At 45.1% G+C, this 23,769-nt stretch carries 20 protein-coding genes and 3 pseudogenes; 7 read left to right on the top strand and 16 right to left on the bottom strand.

The genetic code is table 11. From position 1 onward, the window contains the following. Positions 1 to 5: 5 nt before the first annotated feature. Both acpP and DWX00_RS08890 read right to left on the bottom strand, forming a co-directional pair. A complete protein-coding gene (gene acpP / locus DWX00_RS08895) occupies positions 6 to 233 on the bottom strand; it encodes an acyl carrier protein (RefSeq protein WP_022462597.1) in 228 nt (75 codons plus the stop codon). A 51-nt stretch (positions 234 to 284) separates the two neighbouring features. Beyond that, entirely contained in the window at positions 285 to 1,214 is a 930-nt protein-coding gene (locus DWX00_RS08890) for a beta-ketoacyl-ACP synthase III (protein WP_118595071.1), read from the bottom strand. Positions 1,215 to 1,458: 244 nt separating this feature from the next. On the opposite strand from DWX00_RS08890, the gene DWX00_RS08885 reads away from it, so the two are divergent. After that, the gene (locus DWX00_RS08885) at positions 1,459 to 2,880 is read left to right on the top strand and encodes a TldD/PmbA family protein (RefSeq protein WP_118595070.1); all 1,422 of its coding nucleotides are present in this window, start codon (positions 1,459 to 1,461) and stop codon (positions 2,878 to 2,880) included. Then, positions 2,880 to 4,160: a metallopeptidase TldD-related protein gene (locus tag DWX00_RS08880; protein ID WP_118595069.1), complete on the top strand. Its 1,281-nt coding sequence runs from the start codon at positions 2,880 to 2,882 to the stop codon at positions 4,158 to 4,160. Before DWX00_RS08885 ends, DWX00_RS08880 begins: the two co-directional genes overlap by 1 nt. A 285-nt stretch (positions 4,161 to 4,445) precedes the next feature. Here DWX00_RS08880 and DWX00_RS20560 read toward each other — a convergent pair. From DWX00_RS20560 to DWX00_RS08860, 4 genes and pseudogenes are all read right to left on the bottom strand, one after another. Continuing rightward, positions 4,446 to 4,532: pseudogene (locus DWX00_RS20560) on the bottom strand (DNA-binding response regulator); the annotation flags it as partial. Then, complete coding sequence (locus DWX00_RS08870) at positions 4,525 to 6,513, bottom strand: DUF4118 domain-containing protein (protein ID WP_118595068.1); 1,989 nt, start codon at positions 6,511 to 6,513, stop codon at positions 4,525 to 4,527. The gene DWX00_RS08870 and the pseudogene DWX00_RS20560, both read right to left, overlap by 8 nt. Positions 6,514 to 6,748: 235 nt before the next feature. After that, on the bottom strand, positions 6,749 to 7,396 hold the full coding sequence (locus tag DWX00_RS08865; RefSeq protein WP_022462603.1) for a potassium channel family protein: 648 nt from the start codon (positions 7,394 to 7,396) through the stop codon (positions 6,749 to 6,751). Between the two features lie 19 nt (positions 7,397 to 7,415). Beyond that, on the bottom strand, positions 7,416 to 8,756 hold the full coding sequence (locus DWX00_RS08860) for a TrkH family potassium uptake protein (protein ID WP_117804786.1): 1,341 nt from the start codon (positions 8,754 to 8,756) through the stop codon (positions 7,416 to 7,418). 536 nt (positions 8,757 to 9,292) lie between these two features. Between DWX00_RS08860 and DWX00_RS08855 the strand changes: the two genes are divergently transcribed. Continuing rightward, positions 9,293 to 9,772, top strand: a complete 480-nt coding sequence (locus tag DWX00_RS08855) for a PTS sugar transporter subunit IIA (protein WP_117804787.1) — start codon at positions 9,293 to 9,295, stop codon at positions 9,770 to 9,772. A gap of 210 nt (positions 9,773 to 9,982) precedes the next feature. Then, positions 9,983 to 11,452, top strand: a complete 1,470-nt coding sequence (locus DWX00_RS08850) for a PTS transporter subunit EIIC (RefSeq protein WP_117804788.1) — start codon at positions 9,983 to 9,985, stop codon at positions 11,450 to 11,452. Positions 11,453 to 11,822: 370 nt separating this feature from the next. On the opposite strand, the gene DWX00_RS08845 is transcribed toward DWX00_RS08850, so the two are convergent. The 3 genes from DWX00_RS08845 to DWX00_RS20555 form a co-directional block, all read right to left on the bottom strand. Next, complete coding sequence (locus tag DWX00_RS08845) at positions 11,823 to 12,764, bottom strand: TlpA disulfide reductase family protein (protein ID WP_022461280.1); 942 nt, start codon at positions 12,762 to 12,764, stop codon at positions 11,823 to 11,825. Positions 12,765 to 12,847: 83 nt separating this feature from the next. After that, positions 12,848 to 13,762, bottom strand: coding sequence for a 4Fe-4S binding protein (locus tag DWX00_RS08840; protein WP_117804789.1), 915 nt, complete (start codon positions 13,760 to 13,762; stop codon positions 12,848 to 12,850). After that, on the bottom strand, positions 13,755 to 13,898 hold the full coding sequence (locus DWX00_RS20555) for a CD1871A family CXXC motif-containing protein (protein WP_055218540.1): 144 nt from the start codon (positions 13,896 to 13,898) through the stop codon (positions 13,755 to 13,757). Before DWX00_RS20555 ends, DWX00_RS08840 begins: the two co-directional genes overlap by 8 nt. Positions 13,899 to 13,997: 99 nt before the next feature. Here DWX00_RS20555 and DWX00_RS08830 point away from each other — a divergent pair, with 99 nt between their 5' ends. Beyond that, complete coding sequence (locus DWX00_RS08830; RefSeq protein WP_082424906.1) at positions 13,998 to 14,678, top strand: response regulator transcription factor; 681 nt, start codon at positions 13,998 to 14,000, stop codon at positions 14,676 to 14,678. Next, positions 14,675 to 15,847 carry a sensor histidine kinase gene (locus DWX00_RS08825; RefSeq protein ID WP_118595067.1) on the top strand — a complete coding sequence of 391 codons (1,173 nt, stop codon included), beginning with the start codon at positions 14,675 to 14,677 and terminating at the stop codon, positions 15,845 to 15,847. Before DWX00_RS08830 ends, DWX00_RS08825 begins: the two co-directional genes overlap by 4 nt. Before the next feature lie 140 nt (positions 15,848 to 15,987). On the opposite strand, the pseudogene DWX00_RS08820 reads toward DWX00_RS08825, so the two are convergent. The 3 genes and pseudogenes from DWX00_RS08820 to DWX00_RS08810 form a co-directional block, all read right to left on the bottom strand. Continuing rightward, positions 15,988 to 16,170: pseudogene (locus DWX00_RS08820) on the bottom strand (AAA family ATPase); the annotation flags it as partial. 502 nt (positions 16,171 to 16,672) lie between these two features. Further along, positions 16,673 to 16,951 (bottom strand): DUF4160 domain-containing protein, encoded by a 279-nt coding sequence (locus DWX00_RS08815; protein ID WP_055227426.1) that lies wholly within the window; start codon positions 16,949 to 16,951, stop codon positions 16,673 to 16,675. Further along, entirely contained in the window at positions 16,944 to 17,213 is a 270-nt protein-coding gene (locus tag DWX00_RS08810; protein WP_055227428.1) for a hypothetical protein, read from the bottom strand. Before DWX00_RS08810 ends, DWX00_RS08815 begins: the two co-directional genes overlap by 8 nt. A 218-nt stretch (positions 17,214 to 17,431) precedes the next feature. Here DWX00_RS08810 and DWX00_RS08805 point away from each other — a divergent pair. Beyond that, positions 17,432 to 17,971 (top strand): annotated as a pseudogene (locus tag DWX00_RS08805) (helix-turn-helix domain-containing protein); the annotation flags it as partial. A gap of 258 nt (positions 17,972 to 18,229) precedes the next feature. On the opposite strand, the gene DWX00_RS08800 reads toward DWX00_RS08805, so the two are convergent. The 4 genes from DWX00_RS08800 to tnpA form a co-directional block, all read right to left on the bottom strand. Further along, complete coding sequence (locus DWX00_RS08800) at positions 18,230 to 20,155, bottom strand: hypothetical protein (RefSeq protein WP_118595066.1); 1,926 nt, start codon at positions 20,153 to 20,155, stop codon at positions 18,230 to 18,232. A gap of 955 nt (positions 20,156 to 21,110) precedes the next feature. Beyond that, positions 21,111 to 22,757, bottom strand: coding sequence for an IS66 family transposase (tnpC, locus tag DWX00_RS08795; RefSeq protein ID WP_118595065.1), 1,647 nt, complete (start codon positions 22,755 to 22,757; stop codon positions 21,111 to 21,113). A gap of 151 nt (positions 22,758 to 22,908) precedes the next feature. After that, positions 22,909 to 23,262: an IS66 family insertion sequence element accessory protein TnpB gene (gene tnpB, locus DWX00_RS08790; protein WP_055227435.1), complete on the bottom strand. Its 354-nt coding sequence runs from the start codon at positions 23,260 to 23,262 to the stop codon at positions 22,909 to 22,911. Continuing rightward, the gene (gene tnpA / locus DWX00_RS19865) at positions 23,255 to 23,596 is read right to left on the bottom strand and encodes an IS66 family insertion sequence element accessory protein TnpA (protein WP_199669430.1); all 342 of its coding nucleotides are present in this window, start codon (positions 23,594 to 23,596) and stop codon (positions 23,255 to 23,257) included. Before tnpA ends, tnpB begins: the two co-directional genes overlap by 8 nt. Positions 23,597 to 23,769: the final 173 nt, after the last annotated feature.

The raw sequence follows: 23,769 nt of genomic DNA, 5'->3' as shown, positions 1-23,769 counted from the left end.
CTTTCTTAGTTTTTGTGCTGCTCCAGATACTCTGCAACATCACCGACAGTTACCATCGTTTCCAGATCCTCGGTCGGGATTTCCACGCCGCAGGTGTCCTCGAGGGACATGACCATTTCAAACAGATCCAGGGAATCTGCTCCGAGATCCTCTTTGAAGGAAGTCTCCGCTGTGATAGTATCGATGTCTGCTCCCAGTGCTTCTGCTACGGTTTCTTTTACTTTTTCTAACATGTTTTTGTCCTCACTTTTTTTCTTATTCTTCTTATTTTATATGGGCGTTTCTTACCATTCCAGGTACGCCGCGCCCCAGATCAGTCCTGCTCCGAAACCGGAGAGAACGATTCTCTGTCCTTTTTGGGCTCTGCCGGACCGGTTCCACTCATCCAGCAGAATCGGAATGCTCGCCGCACACGTATTGCCGTATGCTTCGATATTCCGCGGAAATTTTTCTTTCGGCGCCTTCAGTCGTTTTGCCACGCCGTCGATGATGCGGCTGTTTGCCTGATGAAGGATAAACGCATCAATCTCCTCGACCGGCACCTCGGCTTCCGCGAGCACCTCGCGGATGACTTCCGGCACGCGGGATAAGGCAAACTGGAACACGGCACGGCCGTCCATCTGCAGATACGTTCCCTTTTCGCAGGTCAGCGACACGCCTTTTTCTCCATCGGAATGGATCTTTTCGCACGCTTTTGTCTCCTGCTCCTCCGCCGTCAGCACAACGGCTCCCGCGCCGTCCCCGAACAAAATGCAGGTTCCGCGGTCACTCCAGTCCACCAGGCGGCTCAGGGCATCCGCGCCGATCAGCAGCACGTTTTTTGCCTTGCCGCTCCGGATATACATCTGGCCCAGCTCATACACCGCAAGAAATCCGGTGCAGGCGGCGCTGACATCGAGACAGGCGGCACGGAAAGCTCCGATCTCATCCTGCACAAGACAGGCGGTATTCGGAAAGATGCTCTCCGACGAGGAGGTTCCGACGAGAATCAGATCCAGTTCTGTCGAACAGATCCCGGCATTTTCCAGCGCTCTTCTCGCCGCCTTTACTGCCATTTGGGCAACCGTCTCCTCCCCGGCTATGTGGCGCGCACCGATTCCTGTCCGCTCCCGGATCCAGGCATCGCTCGTCTCCACCATCTTTTCCAGATCTTCATTTTTCCATATCGTCTCCGGTACGTAAGAACCGGTTCCCGCAATTCTGCCGTTTTTCACCTTACTGTCCTCTTGCTTATTTCATTCTCAAACATTTTTCTTTTCAAATGTTTTGATATTCAAAGTATATCATCAAAATTCATTTTGTCAACCTTTTTTTATTGCTTTTTCCATTTCCCACTTCTATAATGAAACTATGTTCGGGATTTTTTCGAAACTATTTTTTCCGGATTCTATTATTTTGAGCCCCGGCGCAGGTTCTCTATCGAACACTCCGGCAGGCTCCAGAAAGGACACCAGACTTATGCAGGTTCCAATGTCATCCTATCTTGTGGAAATCAAACCACAGATTCAGGAACTGATCCGTCTGCTCGAGCGCGAATTCGATTATGTCAGCGTGCTCTGCACCGATGTCAAAGGCACGACCTACCGCGTCAGCATGCATCAGACCACCGTCGGCGATTATCACTTCTGTGAACGCGGCTTCGTTGTCCGTGCATGGCAGGACGGTTCCTACACCGAATATTCCTTCAACAACCTCACCGATGCCGCAGATCTTGCGGAGGAAATTACTTCCGCGCTGAAATCCGAATTTCAGGCATTAAAGGCACTCGGCATTGCGCAGATGGAGTCTCCTCTCGTGCAGGAAGAAGCCATCACCAAAACGATGCAGAACGAAATCGAGATTGACCCGGAGACCGTCTCCGCAGAGGAGATTCTCTCCCACCTTCGGAAGCTCTGCGACGCCGGCGCTGCCCATGAAGGAATTCTGGAATTCCAGAGTACCGTCAGCTTTGCCCGTGTCAACAAGCTGTTCCTCTCCTCCAAAAAGGATCTGATGCAGTCCTACGCTTTCTCGGAGGGCTCCCTTTCCGCAATCGGCACAGAAAACGGAAAACAGAATATGTCGTACCGTTCCTGCTCCGGCCTGAAAGGCGTGGAAATCTTAAATGAGATGGATGCGATTGTTGAGGAAATCATCGCCGTTCTGTACGACAAGCTCCACTCCGATCCGGTCACCCCTGGCATGTACGATGTCATCACCGCACCGGATGTCACCGGCGTGATTGCACACGAGGCATTCGGCCACGGTGTCGAGATGGATATGTTTGTCAAAGACCGTGCACTCGCCAAAGAGTATATCGGCAAGCCTGTTGCCTCCCAGCTCTCCTCCATGCACGACGGAGCAGTCGGCGCACAGCAGGTCAGCAGTTATCTTTTTGATGATGAGGGAACGCTCGGCACCGACACCACAGTCATCGACCACGGTACACTCGTTACCGGCATCAGCGATCTCGTAAGCGCACTCCGCCTCGGCACCACGCCGACCGGAAACGGAAAACGCGAGAGCTTCGAGCGCAAAGTCTACTCCCGTATGACCAACACCTACTTCACCGCAGGCACAGACAAACTCGATGATATGATCGCTTCGATTGAGCACGGCTATCTTCTCGAAAGCGTTCAGTCCGGTATGGAAGACCCGAAACACTGGGGCATCCAGTGCATGGTCGGACTCGGCCGCGAGATCAAAGACGGTAAGCTGACCGGAAAAGTCGTATCTCCTGTCACCCTGACCGGCTACGTTCCGGATCTCTTAAAGAGCATCTCCATGGTTTCCGACAAAGAAGAGCTCTTCGGCTCCGGCATGTGCGGAAAAGGTCACAAAGAATGGGTCAAAGTCAGCGATGGCGGCCCGTATCTGAAATGTAAAGTGAGGTTAGGCTGATGAACGAATTATACGATGTATTAAAAACAAGCAAAGCCAGCGACTTTCTGATCCGCGAAGAGCAGACCGAATCCCGCGAGGCATTTTTCATCGGTCAGAAGCTCGACATGAGCCGCGCGAAAAAAGTAACGCACACGTTTCTGACTGTCTTTTTCGACAGTGAGGATGGGAAATTCCGCGGAAGCGCAGAAAAAGAAATCCACCAGGGCATTTCCCGCGAAGAAATGCAGCAGGAAATTGACCAGGCGCTGTTCGCTGCACAGTTCGTGCAGAACCCATGGTACCCGATTGCAGAGCCATCGGATGCACCGGCAAATGATGGAATGCCTGATGCCTCCCGCGATCTTACCTCTGAACTCGTAAAACTGGTGCAGGCCATGCAGGAAATCAAATCGGAAGAGGATTCCCGCGTAAACTCCTATGAGATTTTTGTCAATCAGAAGCAGACACGCATCCGCAATTCCCGCGGTGTCGATGTCACATTCTCCGGCTTTGACTGTGAGATCGAGGTTGTCACAAACTCCCGCAAGGATGATCATGAGATTGAGATCTACAGGGATCTCCGCTTCTCCGACAAATCTGCCGAGAAGATCATCGCCGAAGTGCGCGGAATGTTCCACACCGGCCGCCAGCGTCTGAATGCTGTTCCGACCCGGCAGAACGAGCACGCCGATGTTCTCTTAAGCGGAGACGCCGTCGGCAGCTTCTTCCAGTATTTTGCTATGCATACCAACGCTTCTTATCAGTATATGGGCGTTGCAAAAACAAAAATCGGCGAAGCCATCACCGGCGCAGATGCCGATCCGCTGAATATCCGCCTCGTGCCGACGCTCGACGGCTCTGCCAAAAACGCGCCATACGACGAAACCGGTATGCCGGTAGCCGAGCGCGTTCTGTTTGAAAACGGCATCTGCCGCTCCTACTGGGGCAGCCTTCAGCATGCCCATTATATCGACATGAAGGATACTACTTCCATGAATAACATGGTAGTTGAAGGCGGTTCGAAAACACTCGACGAGCTGCGCAGCATTCCGCATATAGAAATCACCGATTTCAGTGCGTTTGATATGGATGCCGTAAGCGGCACCTGCGGCGGTGAGATCCGTCTCGCATATGAGAGCGACGGAACCACCTCCCATCCGACAACCAGCGGATCACTTTCCGCCCGTTATGACGATGTGCTGAAAAATCTGACTTTCTCGAAAGAGACACAGCAGCTCAACAACCGCGTGGTACCGTGTGCGGTACTGCTGCGGGATGTGACGGTGGCGGGAGAATAATTTTTCATTCTGCAGCATACGAAAAAGGAGCATCTCCAGGTTTCAAGTTCGAAACCGGAGATGCTCCTTTTTAATTTTCTGTGTTTATGTTCAGTCTTTTCTTCGTCTTCTGGATTTCTTTTTGCTTCCAAAATCCGGAACAACGACCAGGGTGTTAAGACCCAGATAAGTTTCAACATCTTCTGCCGTTTTGATATTGTCATTCAGTACAGTCTGCAGTGTCAGAATTGCCAAAACAAGAACAAAATTTCTAAACAGTAATGGGGTCTGACCCCAATGTGGTTATTTATAATCGTGTGTTTTCAGTGTTGTCGTAATCAGGTTGTGGACCGGCGTATCGTCTTCCACGACCAGTATCAATGTCTTATTCATTTAAATTCACCTCACTGAGCGGCAGCGTAAAACGAAAATGGCAACCGTGCGGAGCGCAGTCACGAAGCACCAGTTCCCCGCCATGCGCATTTACAATGGAACGGCACAGCGCCAGCCCAAGGCCAAGGCTTCTGCGGCTGTCACTCACCTTATTTTTTCCGGAATAGAACATTTCAAATACATGCTCCCTGCACTCCGCCGGAATGCCGGGTCCATTATCCTCCACCGCAATCCATACGTTTTTTTCTTCTTTTCCGGCTGTAATCCGGATCTTGGATCCTGCCTGTGTATATTTTACTGCATTGTTGATCAGGTTTACCAATACCTGTACAATCAGCTTTGCATCCATGCGGGCGAGCAGTACATCTTCCCCGCAGTCCACCGTAATTTTATGTTCGTTTTTCCGCCGTTCTACATGGCGCAGCGCCTCACGTACTACATCCTCAACCACCTGATCAGATAACTGCAGTTTTACACTTCCATCTTCTATTTTCGTAAGCGCAAGCAGATTTTCCACCAGTTCAATCAGCCATCCGGCATCCTCATAAATATCCGAAAAAATCTGTTTCCGCATCCCTTCGTCCAGTGCGTCAAAGTTACTGATCAAAGAGTCTGCATTGCCGAGAATTGATGTCAGTGGTGTGCGCAGATCATGGGAAATCGTCCGCAGCAGATTCACCCGAAGCTGCTCATTTTTCGCCATGACTGCCGCCTCTTCTTTTTCTCTCGCACTTTGTTCCCGATCCAGTGCCATGGCGCACTCTCCCAGAATAGAAAGCAGGATACTGTTCTCAAACGCATCCAGTAGCTTTTGTCCGATGAAAATGCCGATCACACCATATCTGTTCTGTGCCGCATAGATGGAAAGGTACAGATACGGTTCTTCAGAAAAACGTTCTGTCATGGCTCCCGCCCGTTTCCGGTTTTTCAGAACCCACTGCAGGATTTCCTGTTCTTTCTCATTAAAAACTTTTTCTGATTTTATTCCTGTTTCGGCGTTATAAAGAGTTCCCTGCACAATGCCGTTTTTCTTTTTTTCTACCGGCGCCACAACCAGATTTCTTCCCAGAAGCTTTATCAGCTGCGTTGCCGTAATATCAAAAATTTCCGACGCATCATCTGCCTTTTGCAGAAGCTGGCTGGTATTAAAAAGAATCTTGGTTCGAAAGGCATCTCGTGCAGAAAGCTTTGCATTTTCTTTCAATTTTGAAGCAAGCGTACCGGTCAGGATTGAAGTGCCAAGCATAATCGCAAAGGTCACCGGATAGCCGGAACCATACGCATACAACGAAAGCCTTGGCTCTGTCATAAAATAATTAAACAGGATAACACTTGCCACAGAACTGATTACACTACAGGTATAACCGCTGGTCAGAATAGATGTCAGCATGACGCCAAACAAATATACGGTAATGATATTGGCATCGGTAAAACCGAGCCGAAAAAAGATTTCTCCAATTCCGGTCGTAGCAGCCAGAATCAGAACCGTAAGCATCAGTTCTTTCCAGGAAGGCAGCTCCATCCACTCCGGAAAATTTTTTCGTTTCTGATATCTCCGGTACACGTCTGAGTCTGGAATGATGTGAATTTCCAGATCAGGCACAAGATCCGTCAGACGCTCGGTCCACACCCTTCGCTGATGGAAATAGCCCTGCTTCGTCATGCTCTTTCCAATGACAATCCGCGTCACCTCGGAAATTCTTGCGTATTCTGCAATCTGCAGGGCAATATCCTCACTGTGTGTCGTTACAATTTCTGCCCCGCTCTGCTCTGCCAGACGAACATGCTTCTGCAGCCTTGCCAGATCCTCCGGTGTTTTTTCTGTTTTTTCTGCTGTCTGCACATACAATGCCGTAAATCCGGCCTGAAACGCCTGCGCCATCTGCGCCGCAGTCCGAATAATTTTTTCATTGGATGGCGAAGAGGACAGACACACCAGGATATGCTCTTTTTTTTGTTTTTCTTTTTCCAACTGTCTCACCCCACCTCCTATTGTAGATCATAAATGAAGAGAAAGCTATAGTCAGGAAATCTTTTTTTCTCCCGTTTCCTGTTCTTGTTTTCTGTTTTCCGTGAAATTTTGTCCCGTTTCCGGTTCCTCTCTTCTGTTTTCCGTGAAAAATGTCTCTATCTGATCCACGAGCACACCTCCAGACAAAAAACCGACCAGGGTAACGAAGAGCAGTCCTACACTTAACACAGAAATCACCTCTCTTTCAGATCCGAAAACATTTCTGGATCGCTTTATATTCACCAAGAACCAATATGGTAGCATCGCCATCCAGAACTGTCTCCGGAGATACCGCAACATCTGTTTTTCCATATTTTCTTGTTGCCAGAATATTAATACCGTATTTTTTCCGGATATCCAGCTGGCCGACATTTTTTCCAATCCAGTTCTCCGGGATTTCAACCTCAAAAATCGCATACTGACTGTCAATTTCAATATAGTCAAACACATGATCCGAGCTGTAACGAATCGCTGTCCATTTTGCCATCTGTTTTTCCGGATAAACAACCTGATCCGCTCCGTTCCGCAACAGGAATTTTTCCTGTACATCCCGTTCTGCCCGGGACACGACCCATTTTGCGCCCAGCTCCTTCAAAAGACACGCGGTTTCCAGCGAATCCTGAAAGCTGCTTCCGATCGTCACAATACAGACATCATAATTTCCAACACCAAGGGATCGCAGAAAGTCTGCATTGACACTGTCACCGATCTGTGCATTTGTCACATACGGCATCACGGCGTCGATCCGTTCCTCATTTCGGTCTACCGCCATCACCTGATGTCCAAGCTGATTCAGATGCATGGCAATATGTCTCCCAAATCTTCCTACTCCAATCAGTAAAATATTTTTCATCTCATCTCTTCCTCTCTTCTTATCCTACATTTATTTTTTCCAGCGGCATTTTTGCATGTGCGCTCTTTCTCCCCGGCATCGCAGCATAAACAAGCGTCAGACCGCCAACCCTTCCAAGAAACATCAGTGCGATCAGAATTCCTTTCGAAAGAACACCGAGCTGCGGCGTAATTCCAAGCGTCAGGCCAACCGTTCCAACAGCAGATGCTGTCTCAAACAGACACTCAGAAATCGGCAGATTTTCTGCCACACTGATCACCATTCCTCCCATCAGCACCAGAAAAAGATACATCATCAGAATCGTAGATGCATTTTTTAATACCTCCTGGCCCACCCTGCGTCCAAACATCTGTGTGTCCTCTCTCTGACGGAACGTAGCAGACGCATTAGCTGTCAGCACGGCAAATGTGGTAATTTTCATTCCGCCAGCCGTTGATCCCGGTGCTCCGCCAATCATCATCAGAACAATCATAATCGCCTGGGAAGCACCTGTCATCCCGGAAAGATCTGCCGTATTAAATCCGGCCGTTCTTGTTGTCACGGACTGAAACAATGCGCAGAGCGTCCGCTCCTTGACCGGCATTCCGGCGAAATCCCGGAAGAAAAAGAAGGCCGCCGGAACAAAAATCAGAAACAGACTTGTAAGCAGGATCACCTTGCTTTGCATGCAGTACTGACGAAAATGGTATTTTTTTGTATAGATATCATCCCAGGTCAGAAATCCGATTCCACCTGTTACAATCAGCCCCATAATCGTAAGATTAACCAGTGGATTTCCCACATAAGAAGTCAGGGACGGATACAGATGATCCGTTTTTCCAAGAAGATCAAATCCTGCATTGCAGAATGCGGATACAGAATGAAACAACGCCATCCAGATTCCTTTTCCGCCGTAATCCCGTAAAAAAACAGGCAGAAGAAACAACGCCCCCAACAGTTCAATTCCAAAGGTTCCTTTGAGGATAAAACGCGTCAGGCGCACAATTCCGCCCACCTTCGGGGCAGAAATCGCATCCTGCATCGTGCTTCGCTGCATCAGGGAAATTTTTCTCCCGGAAAGCATCGCAATCGAAACAGCGATCGTAACCACACCAAGACCGCCGATCTGAATGAGCAGCAAAATCACGCTCTGTCCAAAGACGGACCAGTAGCTTCCTGTATCTCTGACTGCCAGTCCTGTCACACAGGCGGCTGATGTTGCAGTAAACAGTGTTTCTGTAAATGGCGTTACATTTCCTTCCCGCGAAGCCACAGGAAGCATCAAAAGCAGTGCTCCTGCCAGAATTACCCCCGCAAATCCAAGAATGATAATTTCAAACGACGACCATTGTTTCCTGTATCGCAGTTTTATACTCCACATTTCTCTTTTTACTCCTTCTTTTTGATTCCTCCTTATTTTAGAGACTTCCGCTTTAAAAACGTATAAATACCTTTTCCATGGCATTAAGATTGTATAAAGATTTTTCGAATTTCAAACCAAAAAACAGGAACCGCCCAAAAGTTTCCCACAACAGTAATGGGGTCTGACCCCAATGTGTGTATATTCTTCTTTTATCGCAGTAACGCATTAGTTGGTTAAACTACCGATTTTTCTCCTTTTGAAAGTAGATTCTTTTGTCATAAATATCAAAAAAGTATTTACAAATCCTTACGTATCAGTTATTATGTATATAATCTATTGAGAAGTTCGTGCAGAATTATGCAATTTTGTTTTTAATAAATACTCTGTTTCCTTTTCCAACGGCATTTTGTTGACTTTTTACGTCAAACAGAACGGATCAAAGGGTAAAACACCAAATTTTTTCACAAAAAATCACTCAACGTAATTACAGATGAACTCGGATCCCTATCCCGAAAAAACATCGCACCTTATTTTCGAAAGGAGATATCAATTTTATGTTTCATTTTCTAAAAGGAAAGAACAAAGAAAATGTTCTTTACGCACCTTGCAAAGGAAAAGTAGTTCCGCTTTCCGAAGTCCCGGATCCTACCTTTTCCGAAAAAATCCTGGGGGACGGATTTGCAGTGATTCCGTCTGAGGGAAAAATTTATGCACCGACAGACGGTGAAATAGCCATGGTATTTGATACTCTTCATGCCATCACGCTCATAAGCAGCTCCGGAACCGAAATCCTGATCCACATCGGCCTGGATACGGTTACACTAAAGGGCGCACCGTTTACCGCACACGTTGCAGCCGGCGATCAGGTCAAAAAAGGAGATCTTCTGATGGATGTCGATCTGGACAAGATCACCGGGGCCGGATTGAACACAGTCACTCCGGTACTGATTTGCAATACCGATGATTACGGGAAAATCAGCTTGAAAAAAGAGGGCGAAGTTTCCTTAGACGAAGCCGTTCTCAGTATTTCCTGATCTTTTTTTGATCTTTCGTCAGATGAATCTTCATCCTCTTCTTTTATGAAATGTACGCTTGAAGTCTTTTCTCACTTGCTTTTGTGAAATGCACTCTCAATGTCTTTTCTGCACTTGCTTTTGTAAGTATATTGGATGGATTCGGTAAATTCACGTATCTAATTGGAGGTATCCAGTTATATAAATTATCTTTTAAGGAGGGAGAAATATATGAAATTTCTTCAGAAACTAGGGAAAGCCCTCATGCTTCCTGTAGCAGTACTGCCGATCTGCGGTATCCTGATGGGTATCGGATACCGGCTGTGTCCGGCAACGATGCAGGGCGGCGAGATCTCGGGCGCAGTAAACCTGATCGGTCTGTTTCTCGTAAAAGCAGGAGCAGCTCTGATCGACAACATGGCAATTCTCTTTGCAATCGGCGTTGGTGTCGGTATGTCAGAAAAGAATGACGGTACCGGCGGAATCGCAGCTCTGGCATCCTGGCTGATGATCACAACACTTCTTTCTACCGGAGTTGTTACAACTATCATCCCGTCCATCGCTGAGAGTGCTACAAAGACGCTGGCCTTTGACAAGATCGAAAACCCGTTCATCGGTATCCTGGCCGGTATCATCGGATCTGCCTGCTATAACCGTTTCAAAGACACCAAGCTTCCGGACTGGTTATCCTTCTTCAGCGGCAAACGCTGTGTAGCAATTGTTTCCGGTGTTGTTTCTATCGTTGTATCTGCTGTTCTGTTACTGGTATGGCCATTACTGTTCGGTGCTCTGGTAGCAATCGGTAAATCTATTGTCAGCCTTGATGTTGTCGGTGCCGGTATCTATGCATTCCTGAACCGTCTGCTGATCCCGACCGGATTACATCACGCTCTGAACAATGTATTCTGGTTTGACACGATCGGTCTTGGTGACTTGAAGCACTTCTGGGCTGGTGAAACATCTGCTGATGTAACCTGGAGCCTTGGTATGTACATGTCCGGATTCTTCCCATGTATGATGTTCGGTATTCCTGGTGCTGCACTTGCTATGGTAAGATGTGCAAAACCTGCAAAGAAAAAAGCTGCGATCGGTCTGGTAGCTTCTGCTGCAGTCTGCGCATTCATCTGTGGCGTTACAGAACCTTTTGAGTTCGGATTTATGTTCCTTGCTCCTGTTCTGTACGTAATCTATGCATTACTGTATGGTATCTTTACTATGATCACAGTTGCTCTCGGCTTCCGTGCAGGATTCAGCTTCTCCGCCGGTGCTATGGACCTCCTGTTCTCATCCTCACTGCCCGCAGCACAGAAAATATGGCTGATCATTCCGCTTGGAATCGCAGCATTCCTCGTATTCTACTTCGTATTCCTGTTTGCTATCAAGAAATGGGATCTGAAGACTCCTGGACGCGAAGATGACGATCTCGAAGCAGAGAAAAAAGTAGAACTGGCAAGTGATAACTATACCGCAATCGCAGCTAAAATTCTGGAAGGCTGCGGCGGAAAAGAAAACATCACAAGCATTGATAACTGCGTTACAAGACTGCGACTGGAAGTGAAAGATATCACTGCCGTAAACGACAAGGTAATCAAATCTGCCGGCGTGGCAGGCGTGATCAAACCTGGCAAAACCTCTGTACAGGTTATCGTTGGAACAAAAGTTCAGTTCGTAGCTGACGCTTTCTCCAAACTTTGTGAATAATATTTACCCAGGTAGTTCAAAAGGAGCATATCGCTGCTGCGGTATGCTCCTTTTAATTGCGCAAAGTTTTCCTTATTTTCTGCCCTTTCGCAGAGCAGGAACCCGGCTGTTGTTTGTCAAATGGCTGCTATCAAAACCAAAGGTCGGATTACTGGTGGTTCCGAAAACGTGTGCATATATGTGGGGAATCGCCGTGTGACCTCAGCTCTTGTTCTAAGCACCGAGCAGCTTTTCGGGACAGGTACAGCACAGTACATCGTTTCGTAAATGTATTTTTTTAAAATCTTGTTATGAAAAGGAGTGCGAAAAAACGTAACTTTGTTTTTTCGCACTCCCATTTTCTCTCCCAAAAAACGCCGCAGCTCTCGTCTTACTTCGCGCTGTCTGCATCAATCACGGACTGGATCTGTTTCATCAGCGTATCATAATTCTCCTGATTGTCGATTCCGCCGAGCATCGGCTCTCCCACAATATTTCCATTTCGATCGACCAAGATTGTGGTAGGAAATGCCATAATATCGGAAGCATACTTTCCTGCAGCGGAAGCAGAGTCAATGGAAAGATTGCGGTATTTCGCACCCTGGCTTTCAAGAACCGCTGCTGCTTCTTTGATCGCATCCTGATTTCCGTCGAAGGTTTCTGTGTTGATGCCTACAACCTCGCCTCCCATGGATTTGATTGCATCGTTTAATTCGTTCAGCTTGGATAGCTCAGCAACACAAGGCTTGCAGCCGGTAAACCAGAAATTCACGACCGTTACCGCATTTTTGGAAAACAGACTTTCGTCAACTGTGTTGCCATCATAATCCTGACCCGAAAAATCCCGGAACGGAGATGCCTCTTCGGAATCGTTTTTCGCGTTGCTATCTTCCGATGCTGTATTGCCATTTTCCATTTCCGCTATCTGTTCCTCGATTTTTCGTATCGTTGCAATATCATCCGTCAGTGTATTCAGCTCGTCCTCTGAAAAAGAGTCCTTGTTGGCTTCAACCGTGTCTGCCAGATAATCCCCATAATTTCCGCTCGGATCAGCCGTGCTTTTATTCATCATGCCAAACACCTTGTTCCATACATCCGCATGATCTGAAAAAATCTGGTTCTCCTGCTGATATAAATCGTCCAGCTTTGTGCCGGAAGCCCCTGCCGTTTCGGTTCCGGATTCCGCAACAGATCCCGTAACAGCTTCTGTGCCGGATTCCGTCTGGGTTGTCTGCGTTTTCTTTGTGTCTGCAGCCTCTTTTCCGTTGCATGCGGTAAGTAATAATGCTACGCTGAGTGTAAAAACAGGGATAAAAGTTCTTTTGGTTTTCATAAGTTATGGCTCCTTTTAAGATAGTATAATGTAAAAAACAAAAATTCAATATCATCCTTCGATGCTTCGTGATCTGCTGCTAATCAATGGTTTCTGATCTCTGACTGTTGATCTCCGGTGTCCTTTTTCTGACACGTTTTTCCCATAAACTGATAGTGGATCGCATCCTTCGGGCAGGCCTTGATGCAGGCTCCGCATCGGATGCATTCCGGATGATTTGGGGTCCGGCACACGTCGATATCCATTTTACATGCCCTGGAACACTGGTTGCATCCGACGCATTTGCTGTTTTCAATCGTGATATGTAAAAAGCTTACCTTATTAAATAAGGAATAGATTGCCCCAAGAGGACAGATCCATTTGCAGAAAGGTCTGTAAAACAAGATGCTGAGCACGACAACCGTAATCAGAATACCGAATTTAAACGAAAACAGCTTGCCCAGTGCAGACCGGATTGCGACATTTCCGATGGAAAGCGGGATCGCCCCCTCCAGAACGCCCTGCGGACAAATATATTTGCAGAAGAACGGATCTCCCATCCCGATCGAATTCGTTGCAAACATCGGCAGAAGAATTACAAAAACAACAAGGATGATATATTTCAGATACCGCAGCGGCTTCAGTCTGGCCGTAGAGAATTTCTTTCCGGGGATTTTGTGAAGCAAATCCTGAAACCATCCAAACGGACACAAAAAACCACAGATGAATCTTCCCAGTGTCACGCCGAGTAAAATCAGGAACCCGGTTATGTAGTAGGAAAACTTAAATTTGGATGATCCGACAACCGCCTGAAAGGCTCCGATGGGGCACGCTCCCGTCGCGGCAGGACAGGAATAACAGTTTAGTCCCGGTACGCATACCGTTTTCGCTTTGCCCTGATATATTTTGCCCTGAAAAAAATTGGGGATATGAGGATTGGTAAGCAGTGTGGCCGCTGCCTGGATCCACCCGCGTATTCCGGCTATTTTCTTTGATCGTAACTTCTTTTTCTTATCCAATTCCGACACACTCCAGACATAATTTAATTGCTTTCCCAAGCACAGCAGCCGCTTCCCCTCTGACGGCGCCATAGCCCATCATCGCTATGCCTGTGATAACTAGAACAATTTGAGATATTTTTCTGCATTTCAAAATGTGGTTGCTCCTTTGATTTTATTGATTGACCAGCTGACTCTGATATTATACAATAGCTGTTGTAAAATCATTGTTAAGAAATGGGCAGGTGAAAAAATTTTGAGATTATTAATCGTGGAAGATGAGAAACAAATGTGTGACACAGTTGCCAGAAGTCTGTACGCCGCCGGGTACGAGGTAGATACCTGCTATGATGGGGCGGAGGCTCTGGAATGCATCCTGGCAGAAAATTATGATCTGATTGTCCTGGATCTCAATCTGCCCGGCATGGACGGAATGGATCTTCTAAAAGAGCTCCGAAAGGAAAACGAAGAAACGAAGGTGCTGATCTTATCTGCAAGAGGACAGATTGCAGACAAAGTAGAAGGACTCGATGCCGGGGCAAATGATTATATGGAAAAGCCGTTCCATCTGCAGGAGCTGGAAGCGCGGATCCGCAGTCTGACAAGAAGAAAATTTGTGCAGAAGGATGTCTGTCTGGAAAGTGGCGGGATCAAATTCGATACCATCAAGCGAGAGGCCTATGCCAACGGAACCCTGGTTTCCCTGACAAGAAAAGAAAACGGAATTTTGGAATATCTGCTTCTCCACCTTGGCAGACCGGTAAGCCAGGAAGAATTGATCGAGCATGTCTGGGATGCCTCCGTGGACAGCTTCAGCGGATCCATCCGCGTCCATATGTCTTCGCTTCGGCGAAAGCTCAGGGCGGTACTTGGATACGATCCGATTTTGAATAAAGTAGGCGAAGGATATCAAATACGAGAGGAGTCCGACCGATGAAAAAAATATCACTGCAGTGGAGACTTACCTGTATCATTACCCTGTATATTGCGGTCATCTGTGGATGTCTGACCCTGCTTGTCTATAAAAACGGAATTTATTATATCGATTCCCTGCAGGAGACCGTAGATGCCCGGGGCGATGATGCCGGAGATCAGGGCGGAGACGGTACCGCAGACGGTTCCGATCAAATCTATATCAGCATTCCGGAGGACAATTGGGATGAATTTGCCAGAGATTTCTCTGTTCAGGTGTACAACAACAAAGCAGACTACAAAAGAAACAGCCTGATCCTTTCCGCTTTATTGGCCCTTCTTGGCGGTGTCGCTACCTATTTTATCAGTGGCCATGCACTTCGGCCCATTCGTGAGTTCTCCGAAAAAATCGAGGAGGTGCAGGCACAGAATCTGGCCGATTCGCGCATTGAAGAAAACAAAGTAAAAGAGCTGAACCAGCTTCGTATTTCGTATAACAAGATGCTGGAACGTCTCGCAGATGCTTTTGAAATCCAGAGACAATTTACGGCAAATGCAGCACACGAGCTTCGAACCCCATTGTCTGTCATGCAGGTACAGCTCGATTTATACCATTCCACCCCGCATCCAGGCAATGACGCCGACACCTTACAAACACTGAAAATGGTGACAGAGCAAAACGGCCGGCTCAGCAAAATGGTCAAGACACTGCTCGATATGAGTGAGCTTCAAACAGTAAGCAGGGATGAAACCATTGCCGTTGACGCCCTTGTCGATGAAGTACTGGTGGATCTGGAACCGCTTGCCCAGGAAAAGGAGATAAAACTGATCGGGAACTGTAAAGATACCACTATGGTCGGAAGTGACATTTTGATTTACCGGATGGTATACAATCTTGTTGAGAATGCAATCAAATACAACCATTTCGGCGGACAGGTTACCGTAACCGCATACCGGAAGGGAAAAAGCATCTGCCTGTCCGTAGAAGATACCGGAAGCGGAATCCCGGCTGAATTAAAAGAACGCATATTTGAACCATTCTTTCGTGTAGATAAATCCAGAAGCCGCCAGCTCGGCGGAGTAGGCCTTGGGCTGGCCCTAGTTCGTGAAATCGTGCGCGTACATGACGGCAGAATAACCGTTCAGTCCAGCCCGTCCGGCGGAACGATCTTTGAGGTAGTCTTTACACAGTGACATCATCCCAAAAGCCAGTCGATGATATCATCTGTTCTGCAATGTCTGGAGTGCCGATTCCAGCGTATCTTCGTCCATTGCGTATTTTCCGTCCTGCATTCGGACAAGCGCGCCATATCTTTGTTTTTCATTATCCGTTAGTTTCGGAGCATACTCATATTTAAGGTCTTACCAAAACGGCGGGGCCTTGTAAAAAGATTTACCTTTCCCCAGCTGTCAAGAAGCTGTTCAATCAGTCTTGTCTTATCAATATAGTAAAAACCTTGTTGGCGAATTTTCTTAAAATCTTCGATACCAACCGGAAGTTTTAACGTCGCTGCCATTCTTCCACGCCCTTTCCGAAGCTACATTAACAGGCAAAGGATATTATATCCCAGTGCATTTTGATTTTACCATTTGGGAACTCAAATGGCAAGTTGATCCTATCTTCTGCTTTGCCTCGTTTACGGCACATCAATCAGTCCGAAGCGGTAGAACATTCCGTATATGTAGGTCACGCCCCGGATGTCGCCCAGAGCCTTTGGTCCACGCAACTCTAGGGGTCTGACCCTATGAAAATCTGAGTAGACGGGAACTATCGTACTGCTGGAAAACCCTGGTAAAAAGCGAGTAAAACGGCAGCCGTCTCCTTTTCGAGACCCCTGCCGTTTTACTCGCTTTTTCTATTCATTTTCATAGGGCATACCCCCATGTGTCTCGTTTGCTAAGGTCATGGGAATATTAGGAAAATCTTTTAATCTTATCTTTGTATCAGAATTATAGTGATCTTCTTTTGGATTGACCGCCTTGGGACCGGTCCCCGATGTACTATAAGTTACAATATGCTTAACAATAGAATCCTATCTCATCCGTCACAAATGCCTCTTTCCATTTTGCACAAATAAAGAAAAACTGTGCTGATATAAATTCCATCAATTCATTCAGCTCTTTCTTGGAAATTTTACTTCCATTACTTGCCAAAATGCATCCACCTGACTTTGTAAGCCATATTTTAGTCGCATTTGGAGTAGGCTTACCTTTTGATATATGAACATGAATTGGTTCTCCATTTTCATTAGACCAAAAATATACCGTATATCCACATACCATAAACAATTTAGGCAATTTGAATCCCCCCATTCTCCGCATACCGGTATAGCAAATGAGCATTACTATGCAGGAGTTCTTCAAACATTGCTATTTCTTCATCCGAATATCCTTGGCGTTCTGTCCATTTGTAATCAGGCAATTCACACCTTGCCGAATCAAATCCATCTTCTGTTGGTCGTTCAAAGTTTACAATAACTTTTTTCATTCCATCTTTTTCAACAATTTGTGAATGAACAATCTCCGTTTCATCTGCCAGTGTCATATATGGATACATCATACAACGTCACCCCGTTTCTTATTTTTAAACTCATTATAGCATCATACCCTGTCGTTGTCATGTGATTAAAAGCTAAATTCTTTCACTGAAAATTTCAAAAGTAAATTCCATCGTCCGCTTATGCGGTGGAATTTACTCCTACATGAGTGGAGTTTAATCTTTCATATATTCGTGCTATGCTCATGAAGACCTTCTGACAGCAGTAGAAGGAGATCTCTATGAGTAAATATATTCCTGGTAACCAGAAACATCTTTCCCTTGAAGACCGTAAATACATTGAGCGTTCCCTGAATAACGGCAGCACTTTTAAAGATATCGCCCGCTTCTTATGCAAAGATCCTACAACTATTTCGAAGGAAGTGAAACTCCATCGTGTAAGTGATTGGTATCATAAAGGATCCTTCCTTAACGCTCACAACTTCTGCATTCATAGATATCACTGCAGAAAAACAAATGTATGCAGGAAAATCATACTCTGCAACATTAAGTGTACTTCCTGTCCAACCTGTAACCAAACCTGTCCTGATTTCGTTAAAGAACAGTGTAACCGTCTTGATAAGGCTCCTTACGTCTGTAATGGATGTCCGAAAGCCATCCATCATTGTTCCATTGCTCACAAGTACCGTTACGATGCTGTCTTTGCAGACCGCAAATACAAGGAATGTCTGTCTTCGTCCAGGGCTGGTATAAACATGACAAAGCATGAACTACGTCAAAAGGACATGGTCATTTCGCCTCTTATTTATCAGGGACAATCTGGAGATTCCACCTATGCAGATGCCTGCTTAAGCCGAATGACATCCAAGGCATATCGTCTTGAATTTCCTGGCAGAGATCGTAGAGTAAACAACGGTAACTAATAAACCTGCTGAGCTTTGCTCAGTTTGAAGCGGAATGGCGCTCCGTTCCTCTGGAACGGATGCGCAGTTCTTGCGGAATATGCACTATTTTAAAAAAATTACAGAATTTCTTTTTTATTCTTTTTATTTGTAATCTTATGTTCATTTCTTCTATTTTCAGAAGCTCTCATTCTTTTCTAATTCCCTGCATTTTCCAGAAAGCTCTTCCTCCAACGCTCTCACATCCCTGCAAATCTTTCCTTGGATCTCCTCTGTAAATTTTTCCGGCAATGGATCTCTCACCTTCAGCTCTTCTCTCACTTCGTCCCACCATAGAAACTCTCTATACTTGCAGATCACCTGCTCCACGCATTTTCCTATCCTCGTCTCTTTCCCACATTCCTCTGCCTTTTTCTCATTCTGTAAACTTGCATAATACAAAATCGTGACATTAAGCTCTTCTATCACCTTATTCATTTTCCTGCAGTCTACCTGGGTTCCATGCGAATTTTCTTTTTCTGCCTTACGTTTTCGTTCTTCCTCTTTTCTTTGCGTAGCTATTACTTCATCATATACAAACAACTCACCATCTTGGCTGATATATCCCACTTCGCTCAATACCAGTTTCAACAATTCCGGCGCTGCATGCAGTGTAGATGAAAGCTGCGATAGCTCCCACCGTTCTGCTCTCCTGATATATTCTTCCAATTGCTCAATAGTCGGTTTCTTCTCGATTCTTTTTCCAAATGACTTCTTCAGCCATCCAATACTCTGATAAATAAAAACTACCCGTGACGCCCAGTCGATTGCATCAGCCAGGGAGTTTATTCCCAGCGTGTCCAATATCTGGGAACTGTGATATAAAAATGTTTTCCATCCCTGCAAAACCGCCTGCGCGATCTGTATTCCATCCCCGCCCATATTGTTGGCTTGTACAAGAATTCCTTTTTCCTCTGCCTCTGGAAATGTGCGAAGGAAATCCCGAATCGTCACCCTGTCATATGGGACATTCCATTCGACACTCTCCTCAAATTGGATATACGGAAACATTTTATAGCGTGTATAGCTATCCATATCATCTTTATAATACGTATAAAAAGAAACATGCCGAATCTCATGTCCATGCTTTTTGCAATAAGACACCAGATTTTCCGACAGCTCCTCCTCATGAATCAGGATCATTTCCGGAATACGATATTCCAGGCAATAGTCAATCTGTAAACTGCAGATCTGTCCATTTCCTTTTATGTATTCCTGAAGTTTTTCTTCTGCATACGTTATATTTTCCCGAATTTTCTCTTCATAACCGTCCTCTACCGCTACTCCATGAAGCTGCCCCAATTCATCCTGATAAACTGGCGCAAAAGCAATCTCATCCACTTGCCGTACATATTCTGGATGATCCTGCAATAATTTTCGCTTTTCTTCTCCTATCTGCATCAATGTATACTCAGCATACGAATAAAATGCCCGATACAATCTATGAATCAAAAGAAAATACTTATAAAAAAGCGGGACACAGCAAAGTCTTGTATCTGCTACTCCATACTCTAACAAATCCTTTTTGGCCTTTTGTAACATCCTTTTTAGATTTTTATTCATCTTCAGATGTGTGGTCTCCAGAATTTCTGACAGATCTAAATAAATTTTTTCTTCATCATAATGAATCGGTATATGGCCATGCTGCATATAGTTTCGCAGAAAGTCTACAATTTTATACTCCGAATATTGATCATATGCTTTCGAAATGAAGTTTTTCTTAAAACTTTTATCCTTAGAAATATAGAATTCATCAAATTTCTCCATAGATTCTATCAATGTCCGCCCTGCGCTGACGGCATTGCAAAGCAACGCATTGATCTGAATCACATCTACAGTTTCTCCTCTCTTAGCGAATATACGATCGTCAAATTGTAAAGAGAATTTCTCAAACATATTTTCCAAGTTAAAAACCATCATACTATATAACTCATCCAATTCACAAATATGCTGTGACATGCTGAGATACCGCCGCAATATCTGTTCATGCTCCCATGGCAGTTTCTCAAGCTGTGTTCCTGGAACATTCAAAAAATCCATTGGAATATACGCTCTTGTATTCATTGACATCCCTCCAAACCTATACAATTCTTTCTTGGAAATGCAAACTTTTTGTATACGCAAATAACGCTCACAAACTTCTCAAATTTATTACTGTATATATACCCCGTACTTACAATATAATTTGATTTTAACACCTATGTTCCAGCATAACAATCAATTCATGACTTTTTGTTTTTTTCTTTTTATAATATTTTTTACTCGTGTTTCTTCCTATTATAATATCTTTTCTTTTAGCATTTACTTTCTACTCTTCTGTTTCTTCTCATACAGCTTCCTTGGTCCGTATTTATGCTATTGAAGACTTATATTCCAAGAATATTCAAATGAGCAGGAGGAACATCTTTATAGGCGTTCTATAACAGCACATTTATAGGGTCTAAATGCTAGTATTCTCAACTCACGCCTTCACGGAAGGCGACACGGTGGAATATTTGAACGGCTTTCTCATGGACTTCTCAACTCACGCCTTCACGGAAGGCGACTGCAAATTCAAATAATTTTTGCTGCTAAACACTTCTTATTTTTATTAATTTTTTCCAAATTTCTCATTCTAGCTTTTCTTTTTCACCTAGCTTCTCTTCGCTTTTCTCTTCATCCTGTCATTTTCCGGTGCGAATCTCCCTGTATTTTTCTGTTTATTTACCTTTCGCACTCGAAACATGTACACTCTGTCATAATATTTAATTTGCTTCATTATATCTCTCCACTAATTTTCTATCAACTGAAAATATGTTTTAATTTAATCTCTTTGCTTTTTAAAATTAACTTACTAAAGTTTTTTGTTATTTTTTACTGGCATCGTAAGATGCCAGTAATTAAATTTATAAAATTCTAATAATATCCGAACTTTATCTGATAATTGTAAGTAGGTAATCATCCGTATATTGACATTTTATAAAAGCCATCTGATACTGTTTCTGGCTGTCTGCCAAATTCTATATCAGATGGCTTAGTATTATTTTTTTAGTTTAGTACGGCAGTATTCCGGAAGATCTTCTGACCATGGAAGCAGTTTCTTTAACTCTTCCTCTTTAGGAAAAGCTCCCATTTTTCTGAGTTCATCCAATATATAAGTCAGATATGCGTATGGTTTCAGATGGTTCAGAAGTGCCGTTTCTGTAATGCTGTAAACAAGGGCACTGGCACCAGCTCCCCGTACACTTTTGGCAAACAGCCAGTTGCGGCGTCCCACTGCAAAGTTTTTCAATGCACGTTCTGCACTGTTGTTGTCTATACTGAGATGGCCATCTTCCAGATAGCGTTTCAGATATGCTTCCTGATTAAGCGTATACAAAATGGCATCACCAATAAGGGAAGACCTGTCTACAGAATCTTCCATCGTATGCAGCCATTCAAACAGGGCATCCATAACCGGACGGGACTGTTTCTGGCGCTCCTCATATTTTTCTTCCGGTGTTTTATTGTGGATCATTTCCTCGATCTTATAGAGGATCCCGATCCTTGACATCGCCTGATATGCAATGGTCTCTTTCAGCTGTTCTTTTGTAAAGTCTTTTTTTAATGCTGTGAGGGCTGCATCAAAACGTCGTCTTGCATGGGTAAGGCACCCGCTTACTATGATACCTTCTCCTAAACTGTGATAAGCCTGATATCCATCACAGGTCAGATACCCATGAAACCTGTCCCCTAAAAAGTTTACAGGAGGATATCCCGCACGGGTCCTTTCATAATCGAAGAGTACCATCTGCGGGGAACCACTGAATTCATCCGTGAGATATACCCACATCCAGTTCTGGGTCGTCCCTTTCTGATCCGGTTCTCCGAGTACCTGGATCCGGCTTTCGTCACAATGGATATATCTGCTTTCCAGAAGTTCCTCTTTCATCAGCTGATACAGCGGTTTCAGGTATCTGTCTGCACAGTTTATGATCCAGTTCGCCATAGTCTTTGTGGAGAGATCGAGATCATATCTGGCAAACTCTCTTTCCTGACGTGCCAGAGGCATCCCGTTTACATATTTAGCGTTCATGATACCTGCTACGAGGGAAGGTGTAGCAATGCTCCTACGGATCAGGGAAGGTTCTTTTTCCGGACGTTTCATGGATCCGCATTCCGGACAGCTGTATACATAAGTGATCTCTTCTTCAACCTCAAACTTTGCAGGTATAAAACGCAGGCGTTTTACGGTCTCCTTTGTTACTACGCTGTATTTTTTTCCGCATTCCGGACAGTAACGGGCTTCCCCTTCCAGTTTATAGGTCCTGGTCGCAACGGTCTCAAAATTGGAAAGATCTTCTTCCTTCTTTCCTTTTCTTTTTTTACGTTTATAAGAGGATGGCCGGATCTCTTCAAAAAGTTCCTCTGTTTCCGCATCCGCATTGGCTTCCGCCTCATTGAACAGTCTCATCTGTTCATAGCCTTCGGCATACTTTTCACTGGATGCCCCAAACTGTTTTCTCTGCGCAAGGGTAAGACGGTCAGAGAGCATGGCATTTAAAAATTCGAGTTCTTTCTGTTTATCCTTCAGCAGCTGGATCTCTGTATCCTTCTTCTTTGTCTGTTCCTGTACGATCTTCATCAATGAGATCAGATCTTCACGGCTCATGTTATTCAGCTGTTTATCTGTAAAGATCGGTTCCATGTCCTGTCCTCCCTGCTTTAGCGTTATAAAAAGTATATCATGGTTCCAGCTGTTTTCCTATAAAAAACTGCGTTTCCGGATATAGGAAATACGCTGGGAATGCCATGTTTTTCATGATTTTTACGGGATTGACAGCTCCGCTGTCTTATGCTTACAGGATGATCTTTGGATGGTGTTCCTCAAATGCACCCCTGGGATTTAAAGAGAGCCCGTCACACAGCCAGTGGATCTCTTTCAGAGTCACCTGACGGAGTTCATCTGGAGTATCCGGCCAGTGAAAAGCATTACGGTCGAGCCGTTTCATCAGGATCCAGAATCCGGATCCGTCCCATTGAAGGATCTTTATAGAAGTACGCCGACGGTTGCAGAACGCAAACATGCAGCGTGAGTATGGGTCGAGGTGAAATTTTAATTTGATGATGGCGGCCAGACCATTGTAACTTTTTCTCAGATCAGTGACTCCGCAGGAAAGATATACCGTTGTTCCTCCTGCCAGGTCAAGCATGGCGCTGCAGGAATCCCAGTATAGATTCCATCAGTTCCGGTCTGCAGGAATCAGATATTTCAATACGGATACTGTCTGAAATAAAAATACGCACCGATGAAGATTCCTCAGAGAGCAGCTTTCTGGCAGCTTCCTGTTCAGATGGAAGTCTGACAAAGACCATATCCTGTTCAGATTCGGATGCCGGCTCTTCTTTTGCAAATCTGCGGATCCAATATCCCATCGTAGATAAATGGATACCGTTTTCTGTACACCATTGTTTACATGTTTGTCCACTGGTCTGGTATTGTTGGATACGGTCAGACCAGAGTTTTGCTTTTTCTTCTTTATTCATAGTGATATAGAATACCTCCTGAGTTTTAAGGAGATTGTAGCAGAATAAAAAACAAAAAAACAGATACGGATGATTACCTACTTACGAGCAGACAGGCTAAAAATGGGTATAAAAATGGGTAATCGAGTAGGAGAAAATTCCTCTTGATGAGGAATTTTCGACCTCTCACACCA

This window comes from Blautia sp. AF17-9LB, from assembly GCF_003479185.1.
Lineage (GTDB): Bacteria > Bacillota > Clostridia > Lachnospirales > Lachnospiraceae > Fusicatenibacter > Fusicatenibacter saccharivorans.
The sequence above is the reverse complement of the archived record's forward strand: the minus strand, read 5'-3'. Positions and strand labels throughout refer to the sequence as shown.